The organism is Planomonospora sp. ID67723 (genome assembly GCF_015711605.1).
Taxonomy (GTDB): domain Bacteria; phylum Actinomycetota; class Actinomycetes; order Streptosporangiales; family Streptosporangiaceae; genus Planomonospora_A.
In genome coordinates this window covers 299,068-322,097 of sequence record NZ_JABTEZ010000005.1, presented here as the reverse complement: position 1 = coordinate 322,097, position 23,030 = coordinate 299,068, and the positions used below count along the sequence as shown (strand labels likewise).

Below are 23,030 nucleotides of genomic sequence, written 5' to 3'. Positions count from 1 at the left end.
GCGCCCACCGGGGCCTCCGGACCCGCCGGAGCGCCGCGGTGAGCTTCGAGTCCCTGCCCGCACGCGTCCTCGACCGGCGCGAGCTCCGCGACCTGGTCGACGCGCTGGCCGACGACCCGTCCCGCTGGGCGGACCAGGTGGCCTTCCCCGAGGAGGGAGGCCGCCACTACGCCTCCCTCCACCGCGACTCCTACGTGGACGTCTGGCTGCTGTGCTGGCGTCCCGAGGACGACACCGGCTGGCACGACCACGACACCTCCGCCGGTGCCGTGCGGGTGGTGGCCGGGACGCTCCTGGAGTGCAACCCGCGCATCGGCGGCGAGCACCTGGAGACCGTGGTCTCCGCGGGCGAGTCGTTCTCCTTCGGCCCCGACCACATCCACCGGCTGACCGGCGCGGAGCACGGCTCCGTCTCGATCCACGCCTACTCGCCGCCGCTGTGGCGGATGGGCCAGTACTCCATAAGCGGGACCGGCCTCATGCGCCGCGTCTCGGTCAGCTACGCCGACGAGCTGCGCCCCGTGGACGAGGTCGCCTGACGGCCCCGGTGCCGCCGGAGCGCGGCTCGGCTCCGGCGGCGCCGGGGAGGGGCGTCAGGCCGGTCCCCCGCGCCGCAGGACGCGCTCCCTGACGGCCCGGGCGATGCCCGGGTCGTCGGCGAAGACGCCGTCCAGGCCGAGCCGGTAGAGCTTCTCCAGCCAGCCCATCACGTCGCCGGTGGCCCGCGGGAAGGCCGGGTTGGCCGGGTCACCGAGCCGGAAGTCCACCGGGAGCTGGGAGTTCTCGTTGCGGACGGTCCAGGTGTGGACCTCCAGGCGGGCCCGGTGGGCGTCGCCGATCAGCGTGGTCGGCGCGAGGAGGCGGCCGTCGGGGCCGACCGGGACGATCCGGCGGGTGTCCACGCCGACCCCGTCGGCGTAGCCCGCGACCTCGCGCAGCCCCTCGCGGGTGACCATGGTGTCGTAGGTGCGGGGGTCCCCGGCGGCGATCCAGTCGTATGGCGCGCCGCTCGCGCTGATGAGCTGGATCAGCGGGAGCCTCGTCTTCTTGCGCAGCTCACGCAGGTTCGCGGTCTCGAACGACTGGATGAAGACCGGGTCGCGCCGTCCGCGCCATCCGTACGTGCCGAGGACCTCCAGCAGCGGCTCCTCCAGGGAGAGGCCGATGGAGTCGAAGTAGGTGGGGTGCTTGGTCTCGGGATAGACGCCGACGCCGTGCCGCTGGGCGAGCTGGACGACCTCCTCGAAGGTCGGGATCTGCGCGAGGCCGTCGAAGACGGTGTTGTCCGGGCGCAGGTCGGGGATGCGCTCGGTGGCCCTGAGCGTCTTCAGCTCGGCGAGGGTGAAGTCCTCGGTGAACCAGCCGGTCACCGGCCGCCCGTCGATGCTCTTGGTGGTACGGCGGGCCGCGAACTCGGGATGGTTCTCCACATCGGTGGTGCCGCCGATCTCGTTCTCGTGCCGGGCCACGAGCACACCGTCCCTGGTGGAGACCAGGTCGGGCTCGATGTAGTCGGCGCCCAGGGCGATCGCGGCCTCGTAGGAGAGCAGCGTGTGCTCGGGCCGGTGGGCGCTGGCGCCCCGGTGGCCGATGACGATGGGCTCGCGGCGGTCGCGGCGGTCGGCGGCCGCGGGTTCGGGTTGATGCAGCACAACGGTGACGGTACCGGTCGCGAGGACGGTCAGCGCCACGGCGAGAAACCTACGGATCATGAAAGGAACGTAAGGACTTCAGGTGACCGGCGGGTGCCCGCGACACGACCGGTTCCGCACGCCCCGGTGTCGGTGTCGGTGCCCGTGCCGCAGGACCTCACTTCCGGCGGGCGGCGGGCGCGTCCCCGGAGCCGGGGGCGCCCGCGCGGACGGCCCCGGACGGCGCCGGGCGGCCGGCGAGGAACCCCACGGCCAGTTGGACCCCGCACGCGCCCAGCCCGGCCAGCAACGGCAGCGTCCAGCCGCCCGAGCCCTCCCTGAGCACGCCGATCAGGAACGGCCCGAGCGCCGCCAGTACGTATCCGGCCGTCTGGGAGACGGCCGAGAGGGCGGTCACCGACGCGGGGTCGGGGGCGCGGAGCGTGATGATCAGCAGGGCCAGGGCGATCGCGGCCCCCTGGCCGATCCCGAGCAGGACCATCCACAGCCAGGGCAGCGTGGTGGGGGCCACCAGCACCCCGGCGTACCCGGCGGCGGTGAGCAGGGTCGCGGCCGTCACGTGCGGCACCTGCGAGCGCGCCTTCCCTGCGTGCACCGGGACCGCGAGCGTCACCCCCACCTGCACGAGGTTGGACAGGCCCAGCAGGTATCCCGCCTGGTCCGCGGGGAGCCCGGACTCCTGGAAGATCGTCGGCAGCCAGGCGAGCGTGACGTAGAAGGTGAGCGACTGGACACCCATGAAGATCATGACGAACCAGGTCACCCGGGCTCCCAGCAGTTCCCGGAACGGCCTGCGCTCCGCTCCCCCCGCGCCCCGGGAGCGCAGCGCCTGGGGCAGCCAGAGCACGGCCGCCGCCACCGCCGGGACGGCGGCCATCGCGGTCGCCTCGCGCCAGCCGTACCCGGTGGCGCGTTCCAGCGGCACCGTCAGTCCGGAGGCCGCGGCGGCGCCCAGGACCAGGCCGGAGACGTAGATCCCGGTGAACAGGCCGACCCTGTCGGGGAAGTGCTGCTTGACGACGGCGGGCATCACCACGTTCATGACCGCGATCGCCGTGCCGACGACCGCCGCGCCCGCGTACAGCGCGGGCACGCCGTCCGCGCTGCGCAGCAGCACCCCGGCGGTCAGGACCAGCAGCCCGGCCAGGAGCACGCGGTCCAGGCCGAACCGGCGGGCCAGCGGCGGGGCGAGGGGGGCCAGCACCCCCAGGCAGACCACCATCACCGTGGTGATCGCACCGCCTCCGGCCGCGCTCAGCCCGAGGTCCTCCATGATCTCGTCCAGCACGGGCGAGATCCCGGCCAGCGCGGGCCGCAGGTTGAACGAGGCCAGCACGAACCCCGCGACCATCACCATCCACGGCAGACCGCCCCGACGCTCAGACACCGTTCAACCTTCGCACAACTCCTGACACGGGCGGGGGAACCGCCCGGAGCCCGATCCTCGGATGCTCGTCCCGGCTCGCGCCGGAGGGCGAGGACCGGCTCCTGCGGGTCGGCCCGGGTCCGGGTCCCGCCGTACTCCTGGAAGGCCGCCGTCCGCGGCGTCGGCCCGGCCGCCGGTACGCCCCCGGCCCGCACCGATCCGGCGGCCGGGGGCACCGGCCCGACGACGCAACGCAGCAACGCCGTCCTGCCGCGCCCCGGGCGGACGATGACGCGGACGAGCCTGCCCGCGCCGGTCTGGAAGGCGACCTCCCGGAGCGCCTCGGCCTCCCTGCCCGCGCAGACCTTCCTCAATCGGGAAACCCCAGGATCGGCCGGTTCCCCGGTCACGCCGCGACAGCGGGCATGGGCGGCGACGGAGACCGATGCATTGACCACCGGTGTCCGAGTTCAGTATGTTCGCACAGAGAACCAGAGTTCGTATGACGAACATGCATGAAGGGGGCAGGATGGCCACGGTGGTCCCACTCGCCGAGGCGGTGGCGGAGCTCGTCCATGACGGCGACAGCGTCGCCATGGAGGGCTTCACCCACCTCATTCCCTACGCGGCCGGCCACGAGATCATCCGCCAGGGACGCCGCGACCTCACCCTGATCCGGATGACCCCCGACCTGGTCTACGACCAGCTCATCGGGATGGGCTGCGCCCGCCGGCTGGTCTTCTCCTGGGGCGGCAACCCCGGCGTCGGCTCGCTGCACCGCTTCCGCGACGCCGTGCAGAACCAGTGGCCCGCCCCGCTGGAGACCGAGGAGCACAGTCACGCGGGCATCGCCAACGCCTACGTCGCCGGGGCGTCGGGACTGCCCTTCGCCGTGCTGCGCGGTTACCGCGGCACCGACCTGCCCTCGCGGACCGCGAACATCAAGCCCATCACCTGCCCGTTCACCGGCGAGGAGCTCACCGCCGTCCCCGCGATCACCCCCGACGTCGCGATCGTGCACGCCCAGCGCGCCGACCGGCACGGCAACGTGCAGCTCTGGGGGATCACCGGGGTGCAGAAGGAGGCCGTACTGGCGGCCCGGCGCTCCCTGGTGACCGTGGAGGAGGTCGTCGAGGAGCTGGAGCCCCGTCCCGGGGCGATCGTGCTGCCCGGCTGGGCGATCACCCGCGTGTCCGAGGCGCCGGGCGGCTCGCACCCCTCCTACAGCGCGGGCTACTCCGTCCGCGACAACGCCTTCTACCAGGCCTGGGACGAGATCTCCCGGGACCGCGAGACCTTCCTCGCCTGGATGCGCGAGCACGTCCTCGCCGGTGGGGCGCTCCCCCCTGCGTCCGCCGCCCGCGCGACCGGCGGGGGGGCCCGCCCGTGACCGTTCCGGCGAACCCGCCCGCGACCACCGCGGGAACCCGTCCCGCGACCGCCCCGGAGACCCCGATGACCGTTCCTTCCGCGCCGGCCTACACCTCCGACGAGATGATGACCGTGGCCGCCGCCAGACGGCTGCGGGGCGGTTCCTGCTTCGTCGGCATCGGCCTGCCCAGCGTCGCGGCCAACCTCGCCCGCCGCACCCACGCCCCGGACCTCGTGCTGATCTACGAGTCCGGGACCGTCGGCGCCAAGCCCTCCCGCCCGCCGCTGTCCATCGGCGACGGCGAACTGGCCGAGACCGCCGACGCCGTCGTGAGCGTCCCGGAGATCTTCAACTACTGGCTCCAGCCCGGCCGCATCGACGTCGGCTTCCTCGGCGCGGCCCAGATCGACCGGTTCGCCAACATCAACACGACCGTGATCGGCCCCTACGACGCCCCCAAGGTCCGCCTGCCCGGAGCGGGCGGAGCACCCGAGATCGCCGCCTCCTGCCGCGAGGTGACCGTGATCGTACGGCAGAGCCCCCGGGCGTTCGTCGACCGCGTGGACTTCGTCACCTCGGTCGGCTTCGGCTCGGGCCCCGGAGACCGCGAGCGCCTCGGCCTGCGCGGCAGCGGCCCCCGGACGGTCATCACCGACCTCGGCGTCCTCGAACCCGACCCCGTCACCTGCGAGCTGGTCCTCACGCACCTGCACCCCGGCGTCACCCTGGAGGCGGTCCGCGCCGCCACCGGCTGGGAGCTCGCCGCCGCCCCCGGACTGCTCGAGACCGAGCCCCCCACCGCGCAGGAGCTCGCCGCCCTGCGCAGTCTCACCGGCGGCCGGCCCTGAGCCCCGCCGGACGCCGGCGTCCCGTGCACGCCGGCGCGCACACCACCGGTACCGGGCCGAAGGGAACCCCCGATCATGAATGACGTCTTCGTCCTCGACGCGGTCCGCACCCCCATCGGCCGGTACGGCGGGGCACTCGCCGGGGTCCGTCCCGACGACCTGGCCGCGCACGTGGTGCGCACCCTGGCCGACCGCTCCCCCGAACTCGACCCCGCCACCGTCGACGACGTGTTCTTCGGCGCGGCCAACGGCGCGGGCGAGGACAACCGGGACGTCGCCCGGATGGCCGTCCTGCTCGCCGGGCTCCCGGTCACCGTCCCCGGCACGACCGTCAACCGACTCTGCGGTTCCGGCATGGAGGCCGCGATCGCCGCCTCCCGCGCGGTGGCCGTGGGCGACGCCTCGCTGGTGATCGCCGGCGGCGCGGAGTCGATGAGCCGCGCGCCGTGGGTCATGCTCAAGCCCTCGCGCGGCTTCGACCGGGGATCGCAGACCCTGCACGACACGGCCCTCGGCTGGCGCATGGTCAACCCCCGGATGCCCGCCGAGTGGACGGTGGCGCTGGGCGAGGGCGCCGAGATCCTCGCCGACCGCTACGGGATCACCCGTGAGGCCCAGGACGCCTTCGCCCTGCGCAGCCACCACCGCGCCGCGGCGGCCTGGGACGGCGGCGTCTTCGCCGGCGAGGTGGTCCCCCTGGACGCCCCCGGCGGCCCGGCCCTCGCCACCCTCGACCGCGACGAGTCGATCCGGGCCGACACGACCTCGGAGTCCCTCGCCCGTCTCAAGCCGGTCTTCCGCGCCGGGGGCACCGTCACCGCGGGCAACGCCTCCCCGCTCAACGACGGAGCCGCCGCCCTGCTCCTCGGCGACGAGGCGGGCGCCGCCCGGGCCGGCCGGACGCCCCTGGCCCGGATCGTCTCCCGGGCGGTGACCGGCGTGGAGCCGCACCTGTTCGGGATCGGGCCGGTCGAGGCCGCCCGCACGGCGCTCAAGCGCGCGGGACTGGACTGGTCCGACCTGAGCGCGGTCGAGCTCAACGAGGCGTTCGCCGCCCAGTCGCTCGCCTGCCTGGCCGAGTGGCCCGACCTCGACCCGGAGATCGTCAACGTGAACGGCGGGGCCATCGCCCTCGGCCACCCGCTCGGCTGCTCCGGTGCCCGCGTCCTGGGCGCGCTCGCGCACGCCCTGCACCGCCGGGGCGGCGGGTACGGCCTGGCCGCCATCTGCATCGGCGTCGGCCAGGGTCTGGCCGTCGTCCTGGAGGGAATGCCCTCGTGAAGGGCCCGGCGGGTCCGGGAAGGCTTCCCCGGACCGCCGGTCGTCCTCGGACGGCAACGGCACGCATCCTGCGGAGGTGGTCATGACCTCGTCGCGATCCGACGGGTTGTTCTCGGGGACGTTCTCCCGGGGCGGGGCGGCGGCGGAGGTGTCGGACGCCGGCTGGCTGGCGGCGATGCTGGACGCCGAGGCGGGCCTGGCCGCCGCCCAGGCGGAGCTCGGCCTGATCCCGGCCGCGGCGGCCGAGGCGATCGCCAAGGCGTGCGACCCCGGCCTCTACGACGTGGCCGAGCTGGGCCACCGGGCGGGCCCGGCGGGCAATCCGGTGATCCCGCTGGTCGCAGCCCTGCGCGAGCGGGTCGAGCCGGGCCTGCGGCGGTTTGTGCACTCCGGCGCGACCAGCCAGGACATCAACGACACGGCCGCGATGCTGGTCGCCTGCCGCGCCCTCGTCCCGGTCCTGGCCGACCTGGCCGCCTGCGCCGAGGCGTGCGCGCGGCTCGCCGCCGAGCACCGCGACGCCCCCATGGCCGGGCGCACCGTGCTCCAGCACGCCGTACCGATCACCTTCGGGCTGAAGGCGGCCGGCTGGCTGAGCGCGCTGGACCGCGCCCGGCGACGGCTGGCCGGGCTGGACCTGCCCGTCCAGTACGGCGGGGCCGCCGGGACGCTCTCGGTCCTGGACGGGCGCGGCCACGAGGTCCTGCCGCGACTGGCGGCCGATCTGGAGCTGGCCGAGCCGGTCCTGCCCTGGCACACCGACAGGACCCCGGTCGCGGAGCTGGCCTGCGCCCTCGGCGTGGTCTCGGGGACCCTCGGCAAGATCGCGACCGACGTGAAGCTGCTGGCCCAGACCGAGGTCGCCGAGGTCGCCGAACCGCAGGCCCCGGGCCGCGGCGGCTCCAGCGCGATGCCGCACAAGCGCAACCCGGTGGGCGCGATGTCGGTGCTCGCCTGCGTCCAGCGGGTCCCCGGCCTGGTGGCCTCGGTGCTCGCCGGCATGGTCCAGGAGCACGAGCGCTCGGCCGGGCCGTGGCAGGCCGAGTGGGAGACGCTGGGAGAGCTGCTCCGGCTGACCGGCTCCGCCGTCTCATGGCTCCGTGAGGTCCTGGAGGGGCTGACCGTCGACACCGACCGGATGCGGTCCAACCTCGGCCTGACCCGGGGGCTGCTGATGGCCGAGCGGGCCGTCGCCGCGCTCGGCGGCTCCCCGGCGGCCCGTGAGGCGGTGGACGCCGCCTGCGCCCGGGCCGTCTCGGACGGGACCTCCCTGCGGGAGGCGCTGCTGACCGCCCCGGGCGTGGACCTTGAACCGGCGGAACTGGACGCCGCCCTCGATCCGGCGGCTCACCTCGGCTCGGCCGGGGTCTTCGTCGACCGGATCCTCGGCCGGGCGGGGTGACGGCGGGGAGCGGCCCGCGGGCGGGCGGCGCTAGGGTTCGATCGGACGAGGAGGGCTCAGATGGTCGAACCGGCTGACCGCGGCTCGGATCACGTGCAGTCGCTGGCCAGGGGGCTCGCGGTGATCCGGGCGTTCAGCGCGGCCGCGCCCGAGCTGACGCTCAGCGAGGTCGCCCGCGCCACCGGCCTGACCCGCGCGGCGGCCCGGCGGTTCCTGCTGACGCTCGTGGACCTCGGCTACGTCCGCACCGACGGGCGGCTGTTCGCGCTCTCCCCCCGCGTCCTGGAGCTGGGCTACGCCTACCTGTCCAGTCTCTCGCTGCCCGAGGTCGCCGAGCCGCACCTCGAACGGCTCGTCGCGGAGGTGCACGAGTCGGCCTCGGTGGCCGTGCTCGACGGCGAGGACGTCGTCTACGTCTCCCGGGTGGCCACCAGCCGGATCATGCGGGTGACGATCAACATCGGCACCCGCTTCCCGGCCCACTGCACCTCGATGGGACGGGTGCTGCTGGCCTGGCTGCCTGCCGAGCAGCTCGACGCCTACCTGGACCGCGCCGAGCTGCGCGCGTTCACCGCCAGGACCGTCACCTCGCCCGGCGCGCTCCGCGCCGAGCTGGAGAGGATCCGCTCGCAGGGATGGGCCATGGTCGACCAGGAACTGGAGGAGGGCCTGCGCTCGATCGCCGTCCCGATCCGGGAGCGCTCCGGCCGGGTGACCGCCGCGATGAACGTCTCCTCCCACGCCAGCCGTACGACCGCCGAGTCCGCCCGTCGCGACCTGCTGCCGCCCCTGCTCGCGGCGGCGGCCCGGGTCGAGGCCGACCTGCGCGCGACGGGGGCGACGAGCGCCGCCCTGTCGCGTTGAGCGCGCCCGATGCCGCCGCTGGGCGTCCCCGCACGGTCGGAGCGACGGATGCACGAGGCGGGGTGCCTGCCACGGCGCCCGGCCGCGGTCGTGGTGGGGCCACGCCGATGACAACGTTGTCCCAAATCGCCGCCTGGGTGATGATCGGCCTGTGACAGGGAGTGTTCGAGGACGCCCCACCATGAAGGACGTCGCGGCGGCGGCGGGGGTGGCGCTCAAGACCGTCTCGCGGGTCGTCAACGACGAGGCCGGGGTCAACCCCGCCACGGCCGCGCGGGTGCAGGCCGCCATCGAACGGCTCGGCTACCGGCGCAACGAGAGCGCCCGGGTGCTGCGCGGCGGCCGGACGGCGACGATCGGCCTGGTGATCGAGGACGTGGCCGACCCGTTCTACTCGGAGATCAGCCGGGCGGTCGAGGACGTGGCGCTCCGGCACGGCTCTCTGGTGCTCAGCGGCTCCTCGAGGGAGGATCCCCTGCGCGAGCGGGAGCTCGTACTCACCTTCTGCGACCGCCGGGTGGACGGGCTGGTCATCGTCCCGGCCGGATCCGACCACGACTACCTGCTGCCCGAGCTCGACGCGGGCGTCGCCGCCGTCTTCGCCGACCGGCCCGGCGGGCTGGAGGCCGACACCGTGCTCTGCGACAACGTCGGCGGCGCGCACACCGGGGTGACCCACCTGATCCGCCACGGACACCGCCGGATCGCCTTCCTCGGCGACGACCCGTCCATCTTCACCGCCGCCGAGCGCCTGCGCGGCTACCGCCGCGGGCTGGCCGACGCGGGGCTCTCCGCCGACGACTCCCTGGTCGCGATGGGGCCCGTGGAGGCGGCCGGGGCCGCGCTGGACCGGATGCTCACCACGCCCGAGCCGCCCACGGCGGTGCTCACCGGCAACGGCCGGATCACCGTGGCCGTGCTGCGCGGCACCGGGCACCGCCCCGCCCTGGTCGGGTTCGACGACTTCGAGCTCGCCGACGTGCTCTCACCCGCCGTCACGGTGGTGGCCCAGGACCCGGCCGGTCTCGGCCGCACCGCCGCCGAGCTGCTCTTCCGCCGCCTGTCCGGCGCCTCGGGTCCCGTCGAGCGGATCGAACTCCCCACCCGGCTCATCCCCCGGGGCTCGGGGGAGCTTCCGCCGTAGGGCCGCCGTCCCCCTCGCCCGGGGATGCACCGGATCCGGCGACGCGCGGCCCGCCCGGCCCGGCGGCCTACGCCGCGGCCGCGTCGAGCAGGATCCGCGCCAGCTCGCGCGGCCGGGAGAACATCGGCCAGTGGCCGGTGTCCATCTCGACCAGCCGCCAGCGCTCGCCGGTCAGCAGCTCGGCCACGTCGTCGCTCGGCCGGTCGCCGTCGAGCAGGCATTTGACGTATGTCGCCGGAAGCTCGCCGAGCGGCCGTTCCAGCACGGCCGGTTCGGTCAGCGTGGCGCCCGGGTGCGGCGTCGAACCGCCCACGATCCGTGCGATCTGCTCTCCGGTGAGGCCCTGGCCCTCGTAGTCGGCCGCGGTCAGCGGCGCCCAGAAGCCGCCGTTCTCGGCGATCGAGGCCTCCACCATCGCGCGGCCGTCCGGCCAGGCCGAAACGAACGACTCGCCGTCGGCCGGAATGTTGGAGTCGACGAAGACCACCCGGGCCAGCCGGTCACCGATCCGCTCGGCGGCCTGGCCGACCGGGATCCCCGAGTAGCTGTGCCCCACCAGGATGACGTCGTGCAGATCGAGGCGTTCGACCTCTCCGACGATGTCCTGGACGTGGGTCCGCAGCCCGGCCGGCACGCCCCGCTTCTCGGCGAGGCCCGACAGCGTCAGCGGGTGGGCGCCGTGGCCGGCCGCCCGCAGGTCCGGCACCACCTCGTCCCACGCCCATGATCCGAGCCACGCCCCCGCAACAAGTATGAATTCCGCCATGCCGGCAACGTAGCGGACCGGTCCGACAATCTCGGCGCCGGCCATCGTGCGAGACCCCGTACCGAGACGCCCGGAAACGCGGCCGCCCGCCGACGGCCCGGCTCGGCCCGTTCAGCCCTTCAGCGCGCCGGCCATCAGGCCGCGCATGAAGAACCGGCCGAGCACGACGTAGACGACCATCGTGGGGATGGAGGCGAGCAGGGCGGCGGCCATCTGCTGGCTGTAGGGGACGGTCTGGGCCCCGGCGATGTTGTTGAGCATGACCGTGGTGGGCCAGCTCTGCGGGCCGGTGAGGAAGACGGCGAACAGGAAGTCGTTCCACAGCGCGGTGAACTGCCAGATGATCACGACCGCGAACGCGGGCCCGGAGACCGGCAGCACCACCGAGCGGTAGGTGCGCAGCATGCCCGCGCCGTCCACCCGGGCGGCCTCGATGATCTCGTCCGGGACGGTGACGTAGTAGTTGCGGAAGATCAGCGTGCAGATCGGGATGCCGTAGACCACGTGCGCGAGCACCAGGCCGGGGATGCCGCCGTAGAAGACCCCGTTCAGCCCGGTCAGCTCGTTCAGGCTCACCAGGAGCTGGACGAGCGGGATCATGACACCCTGGTAGGGGATGAACATCCCGAACAGGAACAGCGTGAACACCAGGTCCGCGCCGGGGAAGCGCCACTTGGAGAGCACGTAGCCGTTCATCGAGCCGAGGGCCGCCGAGATCAGCGCACCGGGTACGGCCAGCAGCACGCTGTTCCAGATTCCCGGAGCGAGCTTCTCCCAGGCCACCCGCCACGGCTCGAACGTCCAGACCTCCGGCAGCGCCCAGGCCCGTGAGGGGTCGGCCTCGGTCAGCGGCTTGAAGCTGGTGACGAGCAGCACGTAGACCGGGATCAGGAAGACCAGGACGAAGGCGGCCAGCACGGCCAGCCGGACGCCGCGCGTCCACCGCGCCCGCCGTACGGCCTGCGCGCCCCTGTCTCCGGCGTCCCGGCTCCCCGGGGCCTGTACGACCTCCGCCGCCATCAGCGCCTCTCCTTGCGCAACGACCAGATCAGATAGGGGATGACGAAGATGCTCACCGCGATCACGATGTAGGCCGCGATGGTGGCGCCCTTGGCCGGGTCGTGGGAGTCGAAGACCGCGACCCACATGAACACCGCCGGCACGTCGGTGATGATCTGCTTGCCGGAGACCGCGACGATCAGGTCGAAGGCCTTCAGCGAGATGTGGCCGAGGATGATGAGCGCGGACAGGGTGACCGGGCGGAGCATCGGCAGCACGATGTGCCGGTAGACCTTCCACTCGGTGCAGCCGTCCACCCGGGCGGCCTCCCGCAGGTCCTCGGGGACGCCCCGGAAGCCCGCCAGGAACAACGCCATGACGTAGCCGGACATCTGCCAGATCGCCGGGACGGCCATGGCCGCCATCCCCCAGTCCGGGTCACGGAACCACTGCCACTGCAGGGACTCCAGCCCGAGGCCGTCGAGGAGCCGGTTCAGCCCGACCGCCCGCTCCCCGGTGCCGGAGTTCATCAGCCAGCGCCAGACGACCCCGGTCGCCACGAACGAGATCGCCATCGGGAACAGGTAGATCGCCCGGAAGGTCCCCTCACCCCGGATGCCCTTCTCCATCAGGAACGCCAGCAGCCAGCCCAGCACCAGCGCCCCGCCCACGAACACCGCCGTGAAGACGATCGCGTGGTTCACCGAGAGATGCCAGCGCTGCTGGTCCCAGATCCCTATGAAGTTCTCCAGCCCGACGAAGCCCCCCTCGGAGATCTCGTCGTGCTTGTCGGTCATCGCCAGCCGGAAGTTCCAGCCGAGCATGCCGTACACGAAGACGGCGATGGCCACGATCGACGGCGCCACCAGCAACAACCCCGGCAGCCACCTGCGCACCCGCGTCACTGACATCCCTTTCCCTGGCGTACGGCCCGCGCCCCGCCGGACGCGGGCCGTACCGAGATCACCGCACCGCCTCACCCGGCGCCGGTCACTGGCCGGAGTTCTTCGCCGCCTCGGCCAGCGCGCTCTGCAGCGCCGCCACGTCCTGGGACTGCTGGAACAGGCCGACCGCCTCGTTGATCGCGGTCCGCCAGGCGTCGTTGACCGTCACGCCGTGCTGGATGGAGCCGGCGAGCTTGTTGCTCCCCCAGTCCTTCAGCGCGTCGGCCAGGTAGTCGGTGTAGAGGGAGGTGTCGGCGTCCTTGCGGGCCGGGATCGAGCCCTTCTTGGGGTTGAAGGCGTCCTGGCCCTCCTTGCTCGCGGCCACCTTCAGCCAGGCCACGGCCCCGTCCTTGTTGGGCGCGCCCTTGGGCAGGGTGAAGCTGTCCGACAGCCACATGAAGGTGCCGCCGGTGCCGGGCGAGGGCGCCCAGTCGAAGTCCGTCTTGGACGTCTTGCCCAGCCCGCCGTCGGGCGGATTGTGGAAGTAGCCGTAGGCCCAGTCGCCCATGATGGTGAAGGCGGCCTGGCCGTCGGCCACCTGCTTGGCCGCGGGCTGCCAGTCGTCCTGGGGATCACCCGCGTAGGACATGATCGTCTTGAAGTCGTTCAGGGCCTTGGTCATCGCCGGGCCCGACCAGTCGGAGCCCGCCGTCCACAGGTTGTTGTAGGCCTCGGTGCCGAGCGAGCCGAGCAGCACGCTCTCCAGCAGGTGCACGACCGTCCACTCCGAGCCGATCGAGAGCGGGACCTTGCCCGTCTTCTTGACCTTCTCCAGCGCCGCGACGAAGTCCTCGATCGTCGCGGGCACCTCGGTGACGCCGGCCTCCTTCAGCACCGCGGGGCTGAACCACATCACGTTGGAGCGGTGGATGTTCACCGGCACCGAGTAGATCTGGCCGTTCACGCTGATCTGGTCGACGAGCTGCTGCGGGAAGACCTCCCTGAGCTTCAGCTCGTCGTAGAGGAAGTTGACCGGCTCCAGGTCGCCGGCCTTGATGTACCCCTGCAGTTCGGCGCCCGCGTGGCCCTGGAAGGTGTCCGGCGGGGTGTCGGCCTGCAGTTTCGTGGCGAGCAGGGCCCGCGCCTTGTCTCCGGAGCCACCGGCCACGGCCGCGTCGAAGAACGTCAGCCCGGTGTTCTGCTTCTCGAAGATCTCCTTCATGGCCTTCAGGCCGTCGGCCTCGCCCGGTCCGGTCCACCAGGAGAAGACCTCGACCTTCTTCTTCGCGTCGGCCTGCGGGCTCTGCGCGGCGTCTCCGCCGTCGCCGCACGCGGTCAGGGTGAGCAGGCCCGCCACGGTGACCGCGACGGCCGCCATCCACCGTCGTCGCATAACTTCCCGTCCCTCCTGGGTCATCTGGTGCGGCGCTGTGCGCCGCCGGTCCCCCGAGAAAGGTGACAACGTTGTCAGTAGGGCAATCAACCCACTTCACCCCAATCGCCGTCAAGGCCGTGCGGATAACGTCTGCGCCACGCCGCCGCGGACACGGGCCGCCCCGCCGGTTATCCGCTGGCGAACTGTCGGTGGCACCGATCACACTGCTGCTATGGCGGACACTCCCTCGGAACCGCGCTCACCGGCTCCCCGTACGGCGGACGATTCCCCCTCCCCCGGACCCGTCCCCTCCGAGCCCGCCCCCGAGCTCGGCGAGCTCACCTTCTCCGACTGGCACGCCCACGCGGAGAAACTGGTCGGCATCGGCTTCCTGACCATCGCCCGCCGGCTCCCCGCGCTCGTCGCCCACGCCGCACGGCTGGCCTGGCTGGCCAGCCCTCGCGACACCGTCACCACGATCGTCCTGAGCGTGTTCGGCGGCGTCTTCACCGCCTTCGGGCTGCTCGCCACGACCGGGGTCCTGTCGGCCCTGTTCGAGGCCGGCCCGACCCCGGAGCGGGTCAGGGCCGCCCTGCCCGCCCTGATCCTGGTCGGCGTCGCCGCCACCCTGCGCACGCTGGTGCAGGCGGGCGCCGGCTGGGCGCAGTCCCGGCTGGACCCGCAGGTCAGCCGGATCGCCGAGGAGCGCCTGTACGGGCTGACCGGCCGGGTCGAGCTGGCCGCCTTCGACGACCCCGAATTCCACGACGCGCTGCAGCGCGCCAGGTCGCGGGGCGTGTCCATGGCCGACACGGTGGTGAGCACCGCCGTCGACCTGCTCACCGCGGCCATCGGCATCGCGGCGGCCGCAGGCGTGCTCGGCGTCCTGCACCCGGTGCTCCTCCCCCTGCTGGCGCTGGCGGTGCTGCCCGACGCCTGGGCGGCCGTGCGGTCGGCGCGCATGCGCTACACGACGATGTACGCGCTGATCCCCGCACACCGCCGTAAGTGGATCATCGGCGAGCTGCTGGCCAACCGCGAGCCCGCCGCGGAGGTGCGCTCGTTCACCATGCGCGGCTTCCTGATGCGGATGTACGACGCGGTCTCCCGCGCCGAGCAGTCCATCATGCTGAGCCTGGCGCGACGGCAGACGGTGGCGCGGCTCGTCGGGGAGGCGCTCGGCGGCGTGGGCACGGCCGTGGTCTACGTCGCCCTCGGCCTCCTGCTGGCCGCCGGCGCGGTGCCGCTGGCCGTGGCGGGCGCCGCCGTGCTGGCCATCCGGTCGGGCAAGAGCTCGCTGGAGAACCTGATGTACGCCACCAACCGCCTCTACGAGGAGGGGCTCTACTTCACCGACTTCCTCGACTTCTGCGCGGACGCGGAGACCCGGATGAGCGCCGGGCGCACCGCCCCCGCCCCCTCGTCGTTCGAGCGGATCGCCGTCGACGACGTCACGTTCACCTATCCCGGATCCGACACCCCCGCCCTGCGGGGCGTCTCGATCCACATCGACCGCGGCGAGGTCGTCGCGCTCGTCGGCGAGAACGGCTCCGGCAAGACCACCCTGGCCAAGATCCTTTCCGGCCTCTACGCGCCGGACGGCGGGCATGTGCGCTGGGACGGCACCGACCTTGCCGGAGTTGACCCCGACCGGCTCCGGGAGCACATCGCGGTCATCGCGCAGGACCACACGCGCTGGCCGCTGACCGCCAGGCACAACATCGACATGGGCACCGACAAGGGAGAGGCCGCGCTGGTCGCGGCGGCCGAGGTCGCCGGGGCCGACCAGGTCGTCGCCGGTCTGCCCTACGGCTACAACACCCTTCTCGACCGGCGCTTCAAGGACGGCCAGGAGCTCTCCGGCGGCCAGTGGCAGCGGATCGCGGTCGCCCGCGGCTTCCACCGGGACGCACTCCTGCTGATCTGCGACGAGCCCACCGCGGCTCTCGACGCCCGGGCCGAGCACGCCCTGTTCGAGCGCATCCGGCGGCACGCCGACGGCCGGACCGTCCTGCTGATCACCCACCGGCTGGCCAGTGTGCGCTACGCCGACCGGATCTACGTCCTGGACCGCGGCAAGGTCACCGAGCACGGCACCCACGCCCGGCTCATGGACCTGGGCGGTCTCTACGCCGAGCTCTACGGCCTCCAGGCCCGCGCCTACTCGGCCTGACCGGTGCTCCGCCGTCCTGCCGCAGCAGCGCAGCCCGCGCACGCCTAGCGCAGTACGGCCCGCATGATCGCCTTCGCGACGGGTGCCGCGACCCGGCCGCCGAACCCGCCGCCCTCCACGACGACCCCCACGGCCACCCGGGGAGACCCCGCCGGGGCGAAGCCGGTGAAGACGGCGTGGTCCCTCCGCCCTGCGGCGTTCTCCGCGGTGCCGGTCTTGGCCGCCACCTCGACTCCGGGGATGGCGGCCGCCGTACCGGTGCCGCCCGGCCGGGTGACCTCGGCCATCATGACGGCGAGCCGCAGGGCGTCACCGGGCCGGAGCGCGTGGCGATACTCCTCGGGCTCGGTCTCGTGGATCACCGTGCCGTCGTCGAGGCGGACCTGCCGCACCAGGTGGGGGCGCATGAGCGAGCCGCCGTTGGCGACCGCGGCCGAGATCATCGCGAGCATGAGCGGGGTAGCGCGGTCGTCGAACTGGCCGAGCGCCGACATCGCGGTCTGCGCCGGATCCATGCCCGACGGGTAGACGCTCTCGGCGACGGGCATCGGCACGGCGAGGTCGCCGTCGTTGAACCCGAACGCCTCGGCCTGCTCGCGCAGCGTGTCCTGGCCGAGCGCGACCCCGATCTTCGCGAACGGGGTGTTGCAGGACGCCTTGAACGCGTAGGCCAGCGGCGGATCGCCGTCGCCGCAGGAGGATCCGCGGACGTTGCGCAGGTGGACCGAGGTGCCGGGGAGCAGGAACGCGGCGGGCGCGCTGACGCGCTGCGCGGGTTCGTAGTCGCCGGAGGCGAGTGCGGCGGCTCCTGTGACGACCTTGAAGACGGAGCCGGGCGGATAGTTCTGCTGGATCGCCCGGTTGAGCAGCGGCATGGCGGGGTCGGCCTGCAGGCGCGCGTCGGCCCGGTCGAGGGCCTCGACGTCGAACGTCGTGTACAGGTTCGGGTCGTAGGAGGGGAAGGACGCCATCGCCAGGATCGCACCGGTGCCCGGGTCGATCGCGACGGCCGCGCCGGGCCGCCCGGTCGCGCGCAGCCCCTCGTAGGCGGCGCGCTGCGCCCGCGCCTCGACGGTGAGCTCCACCGAGGCCGCCGCCGCGGTGCCGCCCACGATCGAGCGCACCCTGACCCGCGGGTCGGTCCCGGCGAGCACGGTGTCCTCGGCCCGCTCCAGGCCGGTGGCGCCGTAGCGTGACAGGTGGCCGGTGACCGGCGCGTAGAGCGGCCCCTGCGGGTAGACCCGCCGGTGCCTGAACCTGTCACCGCCCTCCCGGCCGGCCGCCGTGGCGGTCGCCAGGACGGTGCCGTCGCGCAGCAGGATCTCGCCCCTTGGCCGGTCGAACCGGGCGAGCAGCGGCCGCTGGTTGCGCGGGTTCTCCTTCAGCCGTCCGGCGTCGAACGCCTGGATGTAGGTCACGTTGCCGAGGAGCGCGAGCAGCAGCATCCCGCACACCGCGGAGACGTGCCGCAGCGGGACGTTGATCCGGCGCGCGCGCGGAGCGGCCATGTGCCCCCTCCCTGAGATCCGGCTATCCGGTCTAACAGCCGGCCGGGAAAGGGACTCCCGCCTCCGAGCAAAACGGACACCTCCCCGAGGTCTCCGCCCGACGGCCTGCGGTCAGCCGGTGACCGCGCGGTAGTAGCCGATCTTGTTGCGGATCGCGGCCTGCTTCTCCCTCAGGTTCGCCACCTGCGCCTCCACCCTGCGGTCATGGGACTCCAGGAGCGCGATCCGGTCGGCGATCGTGTGCTCGCCCGCCCGGACCAGCTCGGCGAAGCGGAGCATCTCGGCGATCGGCATCCCGGTGTCCCGCAGGCACCTGATCATGCCGAGCCACCCGATGTCGTCCTGGGTGAAGCGGCGCTGCCCCGCGGCGTTGCGCCCGATCGGCTCCAGTAGCCCGATGCGCTCGTAGTAGCGCAGAGTGTCGAGGCTGAACCCGGTCTCCTCGGCCACCTGTCCCGGCGTGTACACACTCATGCCCAGCAGCATCGCACCTGGAGTCGGCTCCAGGTCAAGCCGGGAACACCGTTCCGGGGGTGTTTGACATGGAGTGGACTCCAGCTCGCAGGCTGTGCCGCATGACACACCTTCCCCTCGCCCTGGGCACCATCCCGTTCGGCACCGCCGTCGACGAGGCGACGACCTTCGCGATCCTGGACCGGTTCATCGAGGCCGGCGGCGCGATGCTGGACACCTCGAACAACTACCCCTTCTGGCAGGACGGGGCGACCGGCGACGAGAGCGAGCTGGCCATCGGCCGCTGGCTGGCCTCCCGGGGCGTCCGGGACCGGATCGTGCTGGGCACCAAGTGCGGCGCCCGCCCGACCGTCCCCGGCGACCGCACCCTCGGCTCCGCCGAAGGGTTGTCCGCGAAGGCGGTCAGGACGGCGGTGGAGGGCAGCCTGCGGCGACTGGGCACCGATCGCATCGACGTCTACTGGTCGCACATCGAGGACCGGTCGGTCCCGCTGGAGGAGACCCTCGGCGCGTTCGGCGAGCTGGCCGAGAAGGGCACGGTGCGCGCGATCGGCGCCAGCAACCTCCCCGCGTGGCGGCTCGAACGGGCCCGGAACATCTCCCGCGCCAACGGCTGGACCCCCTACACCCACCTCCAGCTCCGCCACTCCTACGTACGGCCACGCCCGGACGTCCCGCTGGAGTCCGCCGCGCACACGCTGGTCAACGACGACACCCTCGACTACCTGCGGCAGGAGCCGGGAGTCTCGCTCTGGGCCTACAGCACCCTGATGAACGGCGGCTACACCCGCCGGGACCGCCCCTTCGAGGAGGCCTACGACCACCCCGGCACCACCCGCCGCCTCGCCGTGCTGCGGGAGGTCGCGGCCGAGCTGGGCGCCACTCCCAACCAGGTGGTGCTCGCCTGGCTGATCGGCGGTTCCCCGGCGGTCGTCCCGATCGTCGGGGTGAGCACCCTCGCCCAGCTGGAGGAGGCGCTCGGCGCCGTCGGCCTCAAGCTCGACGACGAGCTCCGGGAGCGCCTGGACGCCGCCCGCTGAGCCCCTGCCGGACCCCGGCCCCCTACGTGATGTGGTCGGAGAGGTAGCGCCGGACCAGGCGCTTGCACTCGGCGATCAGGTCGGGGTCGCCTTCCGGCAGGGTCCGGAAGGCGAGTTTGAGGACCGCGTCGGCGGCCTCGACCGCGACGATCAGCGCGCGGTCGAGGCCGGGCGCCGCCGGGGCGCCGAGCAGTTCCACGATGACCGCGCGGAGCCGGTCGGCCACGACGATGTTGTTCTCCAGCGCGGCGTCGAGCATCCGTTCGGTGCCCCTGAGCGCCGGGCCGCCCGGGGCGGAGAGCACCTCACCGAAGTCGACGACGCCGAAACCGGGGGTGGAGCGCTTCATCGCGACGAACTCGTCGATCGCCAGATCCGCCAGGTCGGTCCAGTCGGACAGCCCGACGTCCGAGAGCCGGACGGTGATCCGGTCGAGGAAGGCCTCCAGGTTGCGCAGGGCCAGCGCGCGCACCAGGCCGTGCTTGTCGGGGAAGAACTGGTAGAAGGTCCCGATCGGGACCTCCGCGCGGCGCGCGACCTCCTTCGTGGTCAGCGCCTCGTAGCCGAGCTCGTCCAGCAGCTTCGCGCACTCGTCCAGCATGCGCTCGACCCGTTCCACGCTGCGTCGCTGGGCAGGACGGCGCCGCAGCGTTCCCCCGGAGGCATTCGTCATCTTTTCATCATCCCCTACGCGAACCGCCGAGCGACTAACATGAGCGGCACTCATACCATCGGGAGGTCAGGATGTTCCTCTGGGGTACGGCTACCGCCTCCTACCAGATCGAGGGAGCGGTGGCCGAGGACGGCCGCGGCCCCTCCATCTGGGACACCTTCGCGCACGAGCCCGGCCGCGTCCGCGACGGCCACACCGGTGACGTCGCCTGCGACCACTACCACCGCTGGCCCGAGGACGTCGCGCTCATGGCGGAGCTGGGCGTGGGCTCCTACCGCTTCTCCATCGCCTGGCCGAGGATCCAGCCCGGCGGCAGGGGGCCCGCCAACCAGGCCGGTCTGGACTTCTACGACCGGCTGGTGGACGGGCTGTGCGAGCGGGGCATCGTCCCCGCCGCGACGCTCTTCCACTGGGACCTGCCGCAGGCCCTCCAGGACGAGGGCGGCTGGATGGCCCGCGACACGGCCTACCGCTTCGCCGACTACGCCGCCCTGGTGGCCGAGCGGCTCGCCGACCGCGTCCCGATGTGGATCACTCTGAACGAGCCCTTCGTGCACATGGCCTTCGGCTACGCCATGGGCACGCACGCCCCCGGCCAGGTCCTGCTCACCGGCGCGCTCCCGGCCGCCCACCACCAGCTCCTCGGGCACGGCCTGGCCGTACGGGAGCTCCGGGCGCGCGGAGCGGGGCAGGTGCTGATCACCAACAACTGCACCCCGGTCTGGCCCGCCTCCGACGACCCGGCCGACCTGGCCGCCGCCGACGCCTACGACGTCCTGCACAACCGCCTGTTCAACGACCCGGTCCTGCTCGGCCGCTATCCGGACCTGACGCCGTACGGCGCCGCCCTCGGCTGCGTCCGCGACGGCGACCTCGACCTGATCTCCGCCCCGCTCGACGGCATCGGGATCAACTACTACAACCCCACCCGGATCGCCGCCCCCAGCGGCGACGGCCTGCCGTTCACCGATGCCGGGATCACCGGCTACCCGGTCACCGCCTTCGGCTGGCCCGTCGTCCCCGACGGCCTGCGCGAGCTGCTGACCGGCCTGGCGGCGCGGTACGGCGACGCCCTGCCCCCGGTCTACGTCACCGAGAACGGCTGCTCCCAGCCCGACGAGGTCGGTCCGGACGGGACCGTCGACGACCAGGCCAGGATCGCCTACCTCGACGGGCACATCAGGGCCGTGGAGCAGGCCGTGGCCGAGGGCGTGGACGTCCGCGGCTACTACGTCTGGTCCCTGCTGGACAACTTCGAGTGGGCCGAGGGCTACCACCAGCGCTTCGGCCTGGTCCACGTCGACTTCGCCACCCGCAGGCGCACTCCCAAGGCCTCCTACCACTGGTTCAGGGAACGCATCTCCCGGCGTTGAGATCCCTCCGGACCTCGCCGCCGTCCGCGGACGGCTCTTCGGAGGCCACGGCCGTCACGCCGGGCCGGCGTGGGCGGCCAGGATGCGCCAGCCGTACTCGGGGCTGTGGGTCCAGGTGCGGGTGTAGCGCAACCGGCCGGCGAACGGCTCGCCCGCGAACGTGCCCTCCAGTGTGCCGAGGAAGCAGGTGACCCCGGTGGTTCCCTCGACGAGCACGGTGAGGTCCTCCTGGACGACCTTCGTCATGACCTGCGTCCGCGACCGGTGGTTGTGCAGGTCGAGCTGCTTGGCCTCCGTGTGGAGCCGGCCGTCCGGCGGCCCGGTGAAGACGAGCCTCTCGTCGAGCAGCCGGTCCAGCTCCTCGACGTCTCCGGCGAGCTGCGCCGCCTGCAGCCGCCGCTCCGCCTCGTACAGCTCCTCGGTCAGGTTCTGATCGGCCATCTGATCGGCCATGGGGGCTCCGTTCCTCCGCGTAGCGACACGGGCGGGAATGTGCATGTCGTCCACCTGCACGCAGTACAGCATGATCGCTGTCGCACCGCCACACACGCCCGCCGCCGCCCCGGGGCCGGGAGCCCGCTGGACGGGGGAAGGTTCGGCCAGGTCTTGGCCGGGTGGGGGATTGGGGGTTTCAGAACATCGAGATGTGGACGTGGTCGATGTGGTTGGCGGTGTTGCCGCCGCGGTTGGCCATCATCCGCCAGCCGGCGCCGGTGCGGACGTCGTAGTACCGCTGCTGCCAGATGACGTACATGACGCCGAGGCGCCGGCCGTTGGAGATGGCCCACTGGGCCAGGCGGTCGCCGCGGGCCTTGGCGTCGGCGGTGGGGACGCGGCCGCCGGTGCTCATCATGAAGTCGCAGGCCCGGCCGCTGCCGTGGTCTCCGGGGTCGCCGGGGCGCAGGCAGCCGTAGCCGTACGGCATCGGGAAGGTCTGCAGCACCAGGTTGCGCATCGTGATCGTGCGGGGGGTCAGGCCGCCGCTGCCGGAGGGTGTCTGGAAACCGTACTTGGCCAGGAGCGTCTCGATCTTGACGCGGTCCTTCTTGAGCTTCTCGATGTCCTTGCGCAGCTCGACGATCTCGGCCTCGGCGGCCTTCTCGGCCTTGGCCGCCTCCTTGATCAGCTCCTTGATCCGGACGAGCTGGGTGGCGCGCTCGCTGGCGAGGTGCGAGACCATGGCGGCCTGGCTGAGGGCGATGGAGGCGTCGCCCTGGAAGGCGAGCATGCTGCCGCCGTCCAGCTCACCGCCCATGTAGCTGCTCTGCGCGAAGCGGACGACGTCGCTCTCGGCCGTGGCCAGGGCCGACTTGAGCCTCTTGGCCGTGTCGGTGGCCTTCTTGGCCTTGACCCGGGCGTCCTCCAGGCTCTGCACCTGTCCCCGGTAGTCCTTGTTGAGCTTGCTCGCCTCACGGGTCAGCTGGCGCAGCTTGGTCTCGGGGTCGAGCCGGGCGCTCTGACCGGCGCTCGCCCCCGCCATCGCCGGGGTCAGGAGCAGCGCGGTGAGCAGGACGCCCAGCATCGCCGGGTGGCTCGGTCTCACGCCTCGCTCACCTCCAGAGCCCCCTCATGGACGGAGCGAAACTATAGAAGACGATCTTCAGGCTCGCCACCGGAACGACAGAACTCGTGCACCATTGACGAACTACCTACCAGTTTGCGGCGATTTGAACAAATATGGCCGACGAGACCGCCGCACCGATGACCGACCGCGGACTCGCACCTGTGTGAAGAATAGCTCCCGCCGGATGCCGCCGGGGGGCCGGAACGAGAGTACGGCTCCGAACGGGGCCGACCGGCGGGGAGCGCGCGAGGGCGGACGCCGTGCTCCCTTGT

At 72.8% G+C, this 23,030-nt stretch carries 21 protein-coding genes; 10 read left to right on the top strand and 11 right to left on the bottom strand.

Features of this window, described 5'->3' with window-relative positions; all coding sequences use genetic code 11:
- Nucleotides 1-38 precede the first annotated feature (38 nt).
- A complete protein-coding gene (locus HS041_RS32300; protein ID WP_196444648.1) occupies nt 39-539 on the top strand; it encodes a cysteine dioxygenase in 501 nt (166 codons plus the stop codon).
- A 54-nt stretch (nt 540-593) separates the two neighbouring features.
- Here HS041_RS32300 and HS041_RS32295 read toward each other — a convergent pair whose 3' ends face one another.
- Both HS041_RS32295 and HS041_RS32290 read right to left on the bottom strand, forming a co-directional pair.
- Nucleotides 594-1,712 (bottom strand): glycerophosphodiester phosphodiesterase, encoded by a 1,119-nt coding sequence (locus HS041_RS32295; protein WP_196444647.1) that lies wholly within the window; start codon nt 1,710-1,712, stop codon nt 594-596.
- 97 nt (nt 1,713-1,809) lie between these two features.
- Nucleotides 1,810-3,039: a CynX/NimT family MFS transporter gene (locus HS041_RS32290; RefSeq protein WP_307845545.1), complete on the bottom strand. Its 1,230-nt coding sequence runs from the start codon at nt 3,037-3,039 to the stop codon at nt 1,810-1,812.
- 508 nt (nt 3,040-3,547) lie between these two features.
- Here HS041_RS32290 and HS041_RS32285 point away from each other — a divergent pair.
- From HS041_RS32285 to HS041_RS32260, 6 genes are all read left to right on the top strand, one after another.
- Nucleotides 3,548-4,408 carry a CoA transferase subunit A gene (locus tag HS041_RS32285; RefSeq protein WP_196444646.1) on the top strand — a complete coding sequence of 287 codons (861 nt, stop codon included), beginning with the start codon at nt 3,548-3,550 and terminating at the stop codon, nt 4,406-4,408.
- 65 nt (nt 4,409-4,473) lie between these two features.
- Nucleotides 4,474-5,238 (top strand): CoA-transferase subunit beta, encoded by a 765-nt coding sequence (locus HS041_RS32280; RefSeq protein WP_196444645.1) that lies wholly within the window; start codon nt 4,474-4,476, stop codon nt 5,236-5,238.
- 75 nt (nt 5,239-5,313) lie between these two features.
- On the top strand, nt 5,314-6,519 hold the full coding sequence (locus HS041_RS32275; protein ID WP_196444644.1) for a thiolase family protein: 1,206 nt from the start codon (nt 5,314-5,316) through the stop codon (nt 6,517-6,519).
- Nucleotides 6,520-6,601: 82 nt separating this feature from the next.
- Nucleotides 6,602-7,921 carry a 3-carboxy-cis,cis-muconate cycloisomerase gene (gene pcaB, locus HS041_RS32270; RefSeq protein ID WP_196444643.1) on the top strand — a complete coding sequence of 440 codons (1,320 nt, stop codon included), beginning with the start codon at nt 6,602-6,604 and terminating at the stop codon, nt 7,919-7,921.
- A gap of 60 nt (nt 7,922-7,981) precedes the next feature.
- Nucleotides 7,982-8,785, top strand: a complete 804-nt coding sequence (locus HS041_RS32265) for an IclR family transcriptional regulator domain-containing protein (protein WP_196444642.1) — start codon at nt 7,982-7,984, stop codon at nt 8,783-8,785.
- Nucleotides 8,786-8,966: 181 nt separating this feature from the next.
- Nucleotides 8,967-9,929 (top strand): LacI family DNA-binding transcriptional regulator, encoded by a 963-nt coding sequence (locus tag HS041_RS32260; RefSeq protein ID WP_196444641.1) that lies wholly within the window; start codon nt 8,967-8,969, stop codon nt 9,927-9,929.
- 67 nt (nt 9,930-9,996) lie between these two features.
- Here HS041_RS32260 and HS041_RS32255 read toward each other — a convergent pair whose 3' ends face one another.
- The 4 genes from HS041_RS32255 to HS041_RS32240 form a co-directional block, all read right to left on the bottom strand.
- Entirely contained in the window at nt 9,997-10,695 is a 699-nt protein-coding gene (locus HS041_RS32255) for an alpha/beta fold hydrolase (RefSeq protein WP_196444640.1), read from the bottom strand.
- A gap of 111 nt (nt 10,696-10,806) precedes the next feature.
- The gene (locus HS041_RS32250; protein WP_196444639.1) at nt 10,807-11,715 is read right to left on the bottom strand and encodes a carbohydrate ABC transporter permease; all 909 of its coding nucleotides are present in this window, start codon (nt 11,713-11,715) and stop codon (nt 10,807-10,809) included.
- The gene (locus tag HS041_RS32245) at nt 11,715-12,605 is read right to left on the bottom strand and encodes a carbohydrate ABC transporter permease (protein WP_196444638.1); all 891 of its coding nucleotides are present in this window, start codon (nt 12,603-12,605) and stop codon (nt 11,715-11,717) included. Before HS041_RS32245 ends, HS041_RS32250 begins: the two co-directional genes overlap by 1 nt.
- 79 nt (nt 12,606-12,684) lie before the next feature.
- Nucleotides 12,685-13,971, bottom strand: a complete 1,287-nt coding sequence (locus HS041_RS32240; RefSeq protein WP_196444637.1) for an ABC transporter substrate-binding protein — start codon at nt 13,969-13,971, stop codon at nt 12,685-12,687.
- Nucleotides 13,972-14,185: 214 nt separating this feature from the next.
- On the opposite strand from HS041_RS32240, the gene HS041_RS32235 reads away from it, so the two are divergent.
- Nucleotides 14,186-16,126 carry an ABC transporter ATP-binding protein gene (locus HS041_RS32235; protein WP_196444636.1) on the top strand — a complete coding sequence of 647 codons (1,941 nt, stop codon included), beginning with the start codon at nt 14,186-14,188 and terminating at the stop codon, nt 16,124-16,126.
- A gap of 44 nt (nt 16,127-16,170) precedes the next feature.
- Here HS041_RS32235 and HS041_RS32230 read toward each other — a convergent pair whose 3' ends face one another.
- Together HS041_RS32230 and HS041_RS32225 are read right to left on the bottom strand one after the other, a co-directional pair.
- Nucleotides 16,171-17,634: a peptidoglycan D,D-transpeptidase FtsI family protein gene (locus HS041_RS32230; protein ID WP_196444635.1), complete on the bottom strand. Its 1,464-nt coding sequence runs from the start codon at nt 17,632-17,634 to the stop codon at nt 16,171-16,173.
- Nucleotides 17,635-17,745: 111 nt separating this feature from the next.
- Complete coding sequence (locus HS041_RS32225) at nt 17,746-18,108, bottom strand: MerR family transcriptional regulator (protein ID WP_230880057.1); 363 nt, start codon at nt 18,106-18,108, stop codon at nt 17,746-17,748.
- A 101-nt stretch (nt 18,109-18,209) separates the two neighbouring features.
- On the opposite strand from HS041_RS32225, the gene HS041_RS32220 reads away from it, so the two are divergent.
- Nucleotides 18,210-19,148 carry an aldo/keto reductase gene (locus tag HS041_RS32220; RefSeq protein ID WP_196444633.1) on the top strand — a complete coding sequence of 313 codons (939 nt, stop codon included), beginning with the start codon at nt 18,210-18,212 and terminating at the stop codon, nt 19,146-19,148.
- A gap of 22 nt (nt 19,149-19,170) precedes the next feature.
- On the opposite strand, the gene HS041_RS32215 is transcribed toward HS041_RS32220, so the two are convergent.
- A complete protein-coding gene (locus HS041_RS32215) occupies nt 19,171-19,821 on the bottom strand; it encodes a TetR/AcrR family transcriptional regulator (protein ID WP_196444632.1) in 651 nt (216 codons plus the stop codon).
- A 71-nt stretch (nt 19,822-19,892) separates the two neighbouring features.
- On the opposite strand from HS041_RS32215, the gene HS041_RS32210 reads away from it, so the two are divergent.
- The gene (locus HS041_RS32210; RefSeq protein WP_196444631.1) at nt 19,893-21,194 is read left to right on the top strand and encodes a GH1 family beta-glucosidase; all 1,302 of its coding nucleotides are present in this window, start codon (nt 19,893-19,895) and stop codon (nt 21,192-21,194) included.
- Between the two features lie 54 nt (nt 21,195-21,248).
- Here HS041_RS32210 and HS041_RS32205 read toward each other — a convergent pair whose 3' ends face one another.
- Nucleotides 21,249-21,647, bottom strand: a complete 399-nt coding sequence (locus tag HS041_RS32205) for a nuclear transport factor 2 family protein (RefSeq protein ID WP_230880056.1) — start codon at nt 21,645-21,647, stop codon at nt 21,249-21,251.
- Nucleotides 21,648-21,825: 178 nt separating this feature from the next.
- Nucleotides 21,826-22,737: a coiled-coil domain-containing protein gene (locus HS041_RS32200; protein ID WP_196444630.1), complete on the bottom strand. Its 912-nt coding sequence runs from the start codon at nt 22,735-22,737 to the stop codon at nt 21,826-21,828.
- Between the last annotated feature and the right edge of the window lie 293 nt (nt 22,738-23,030).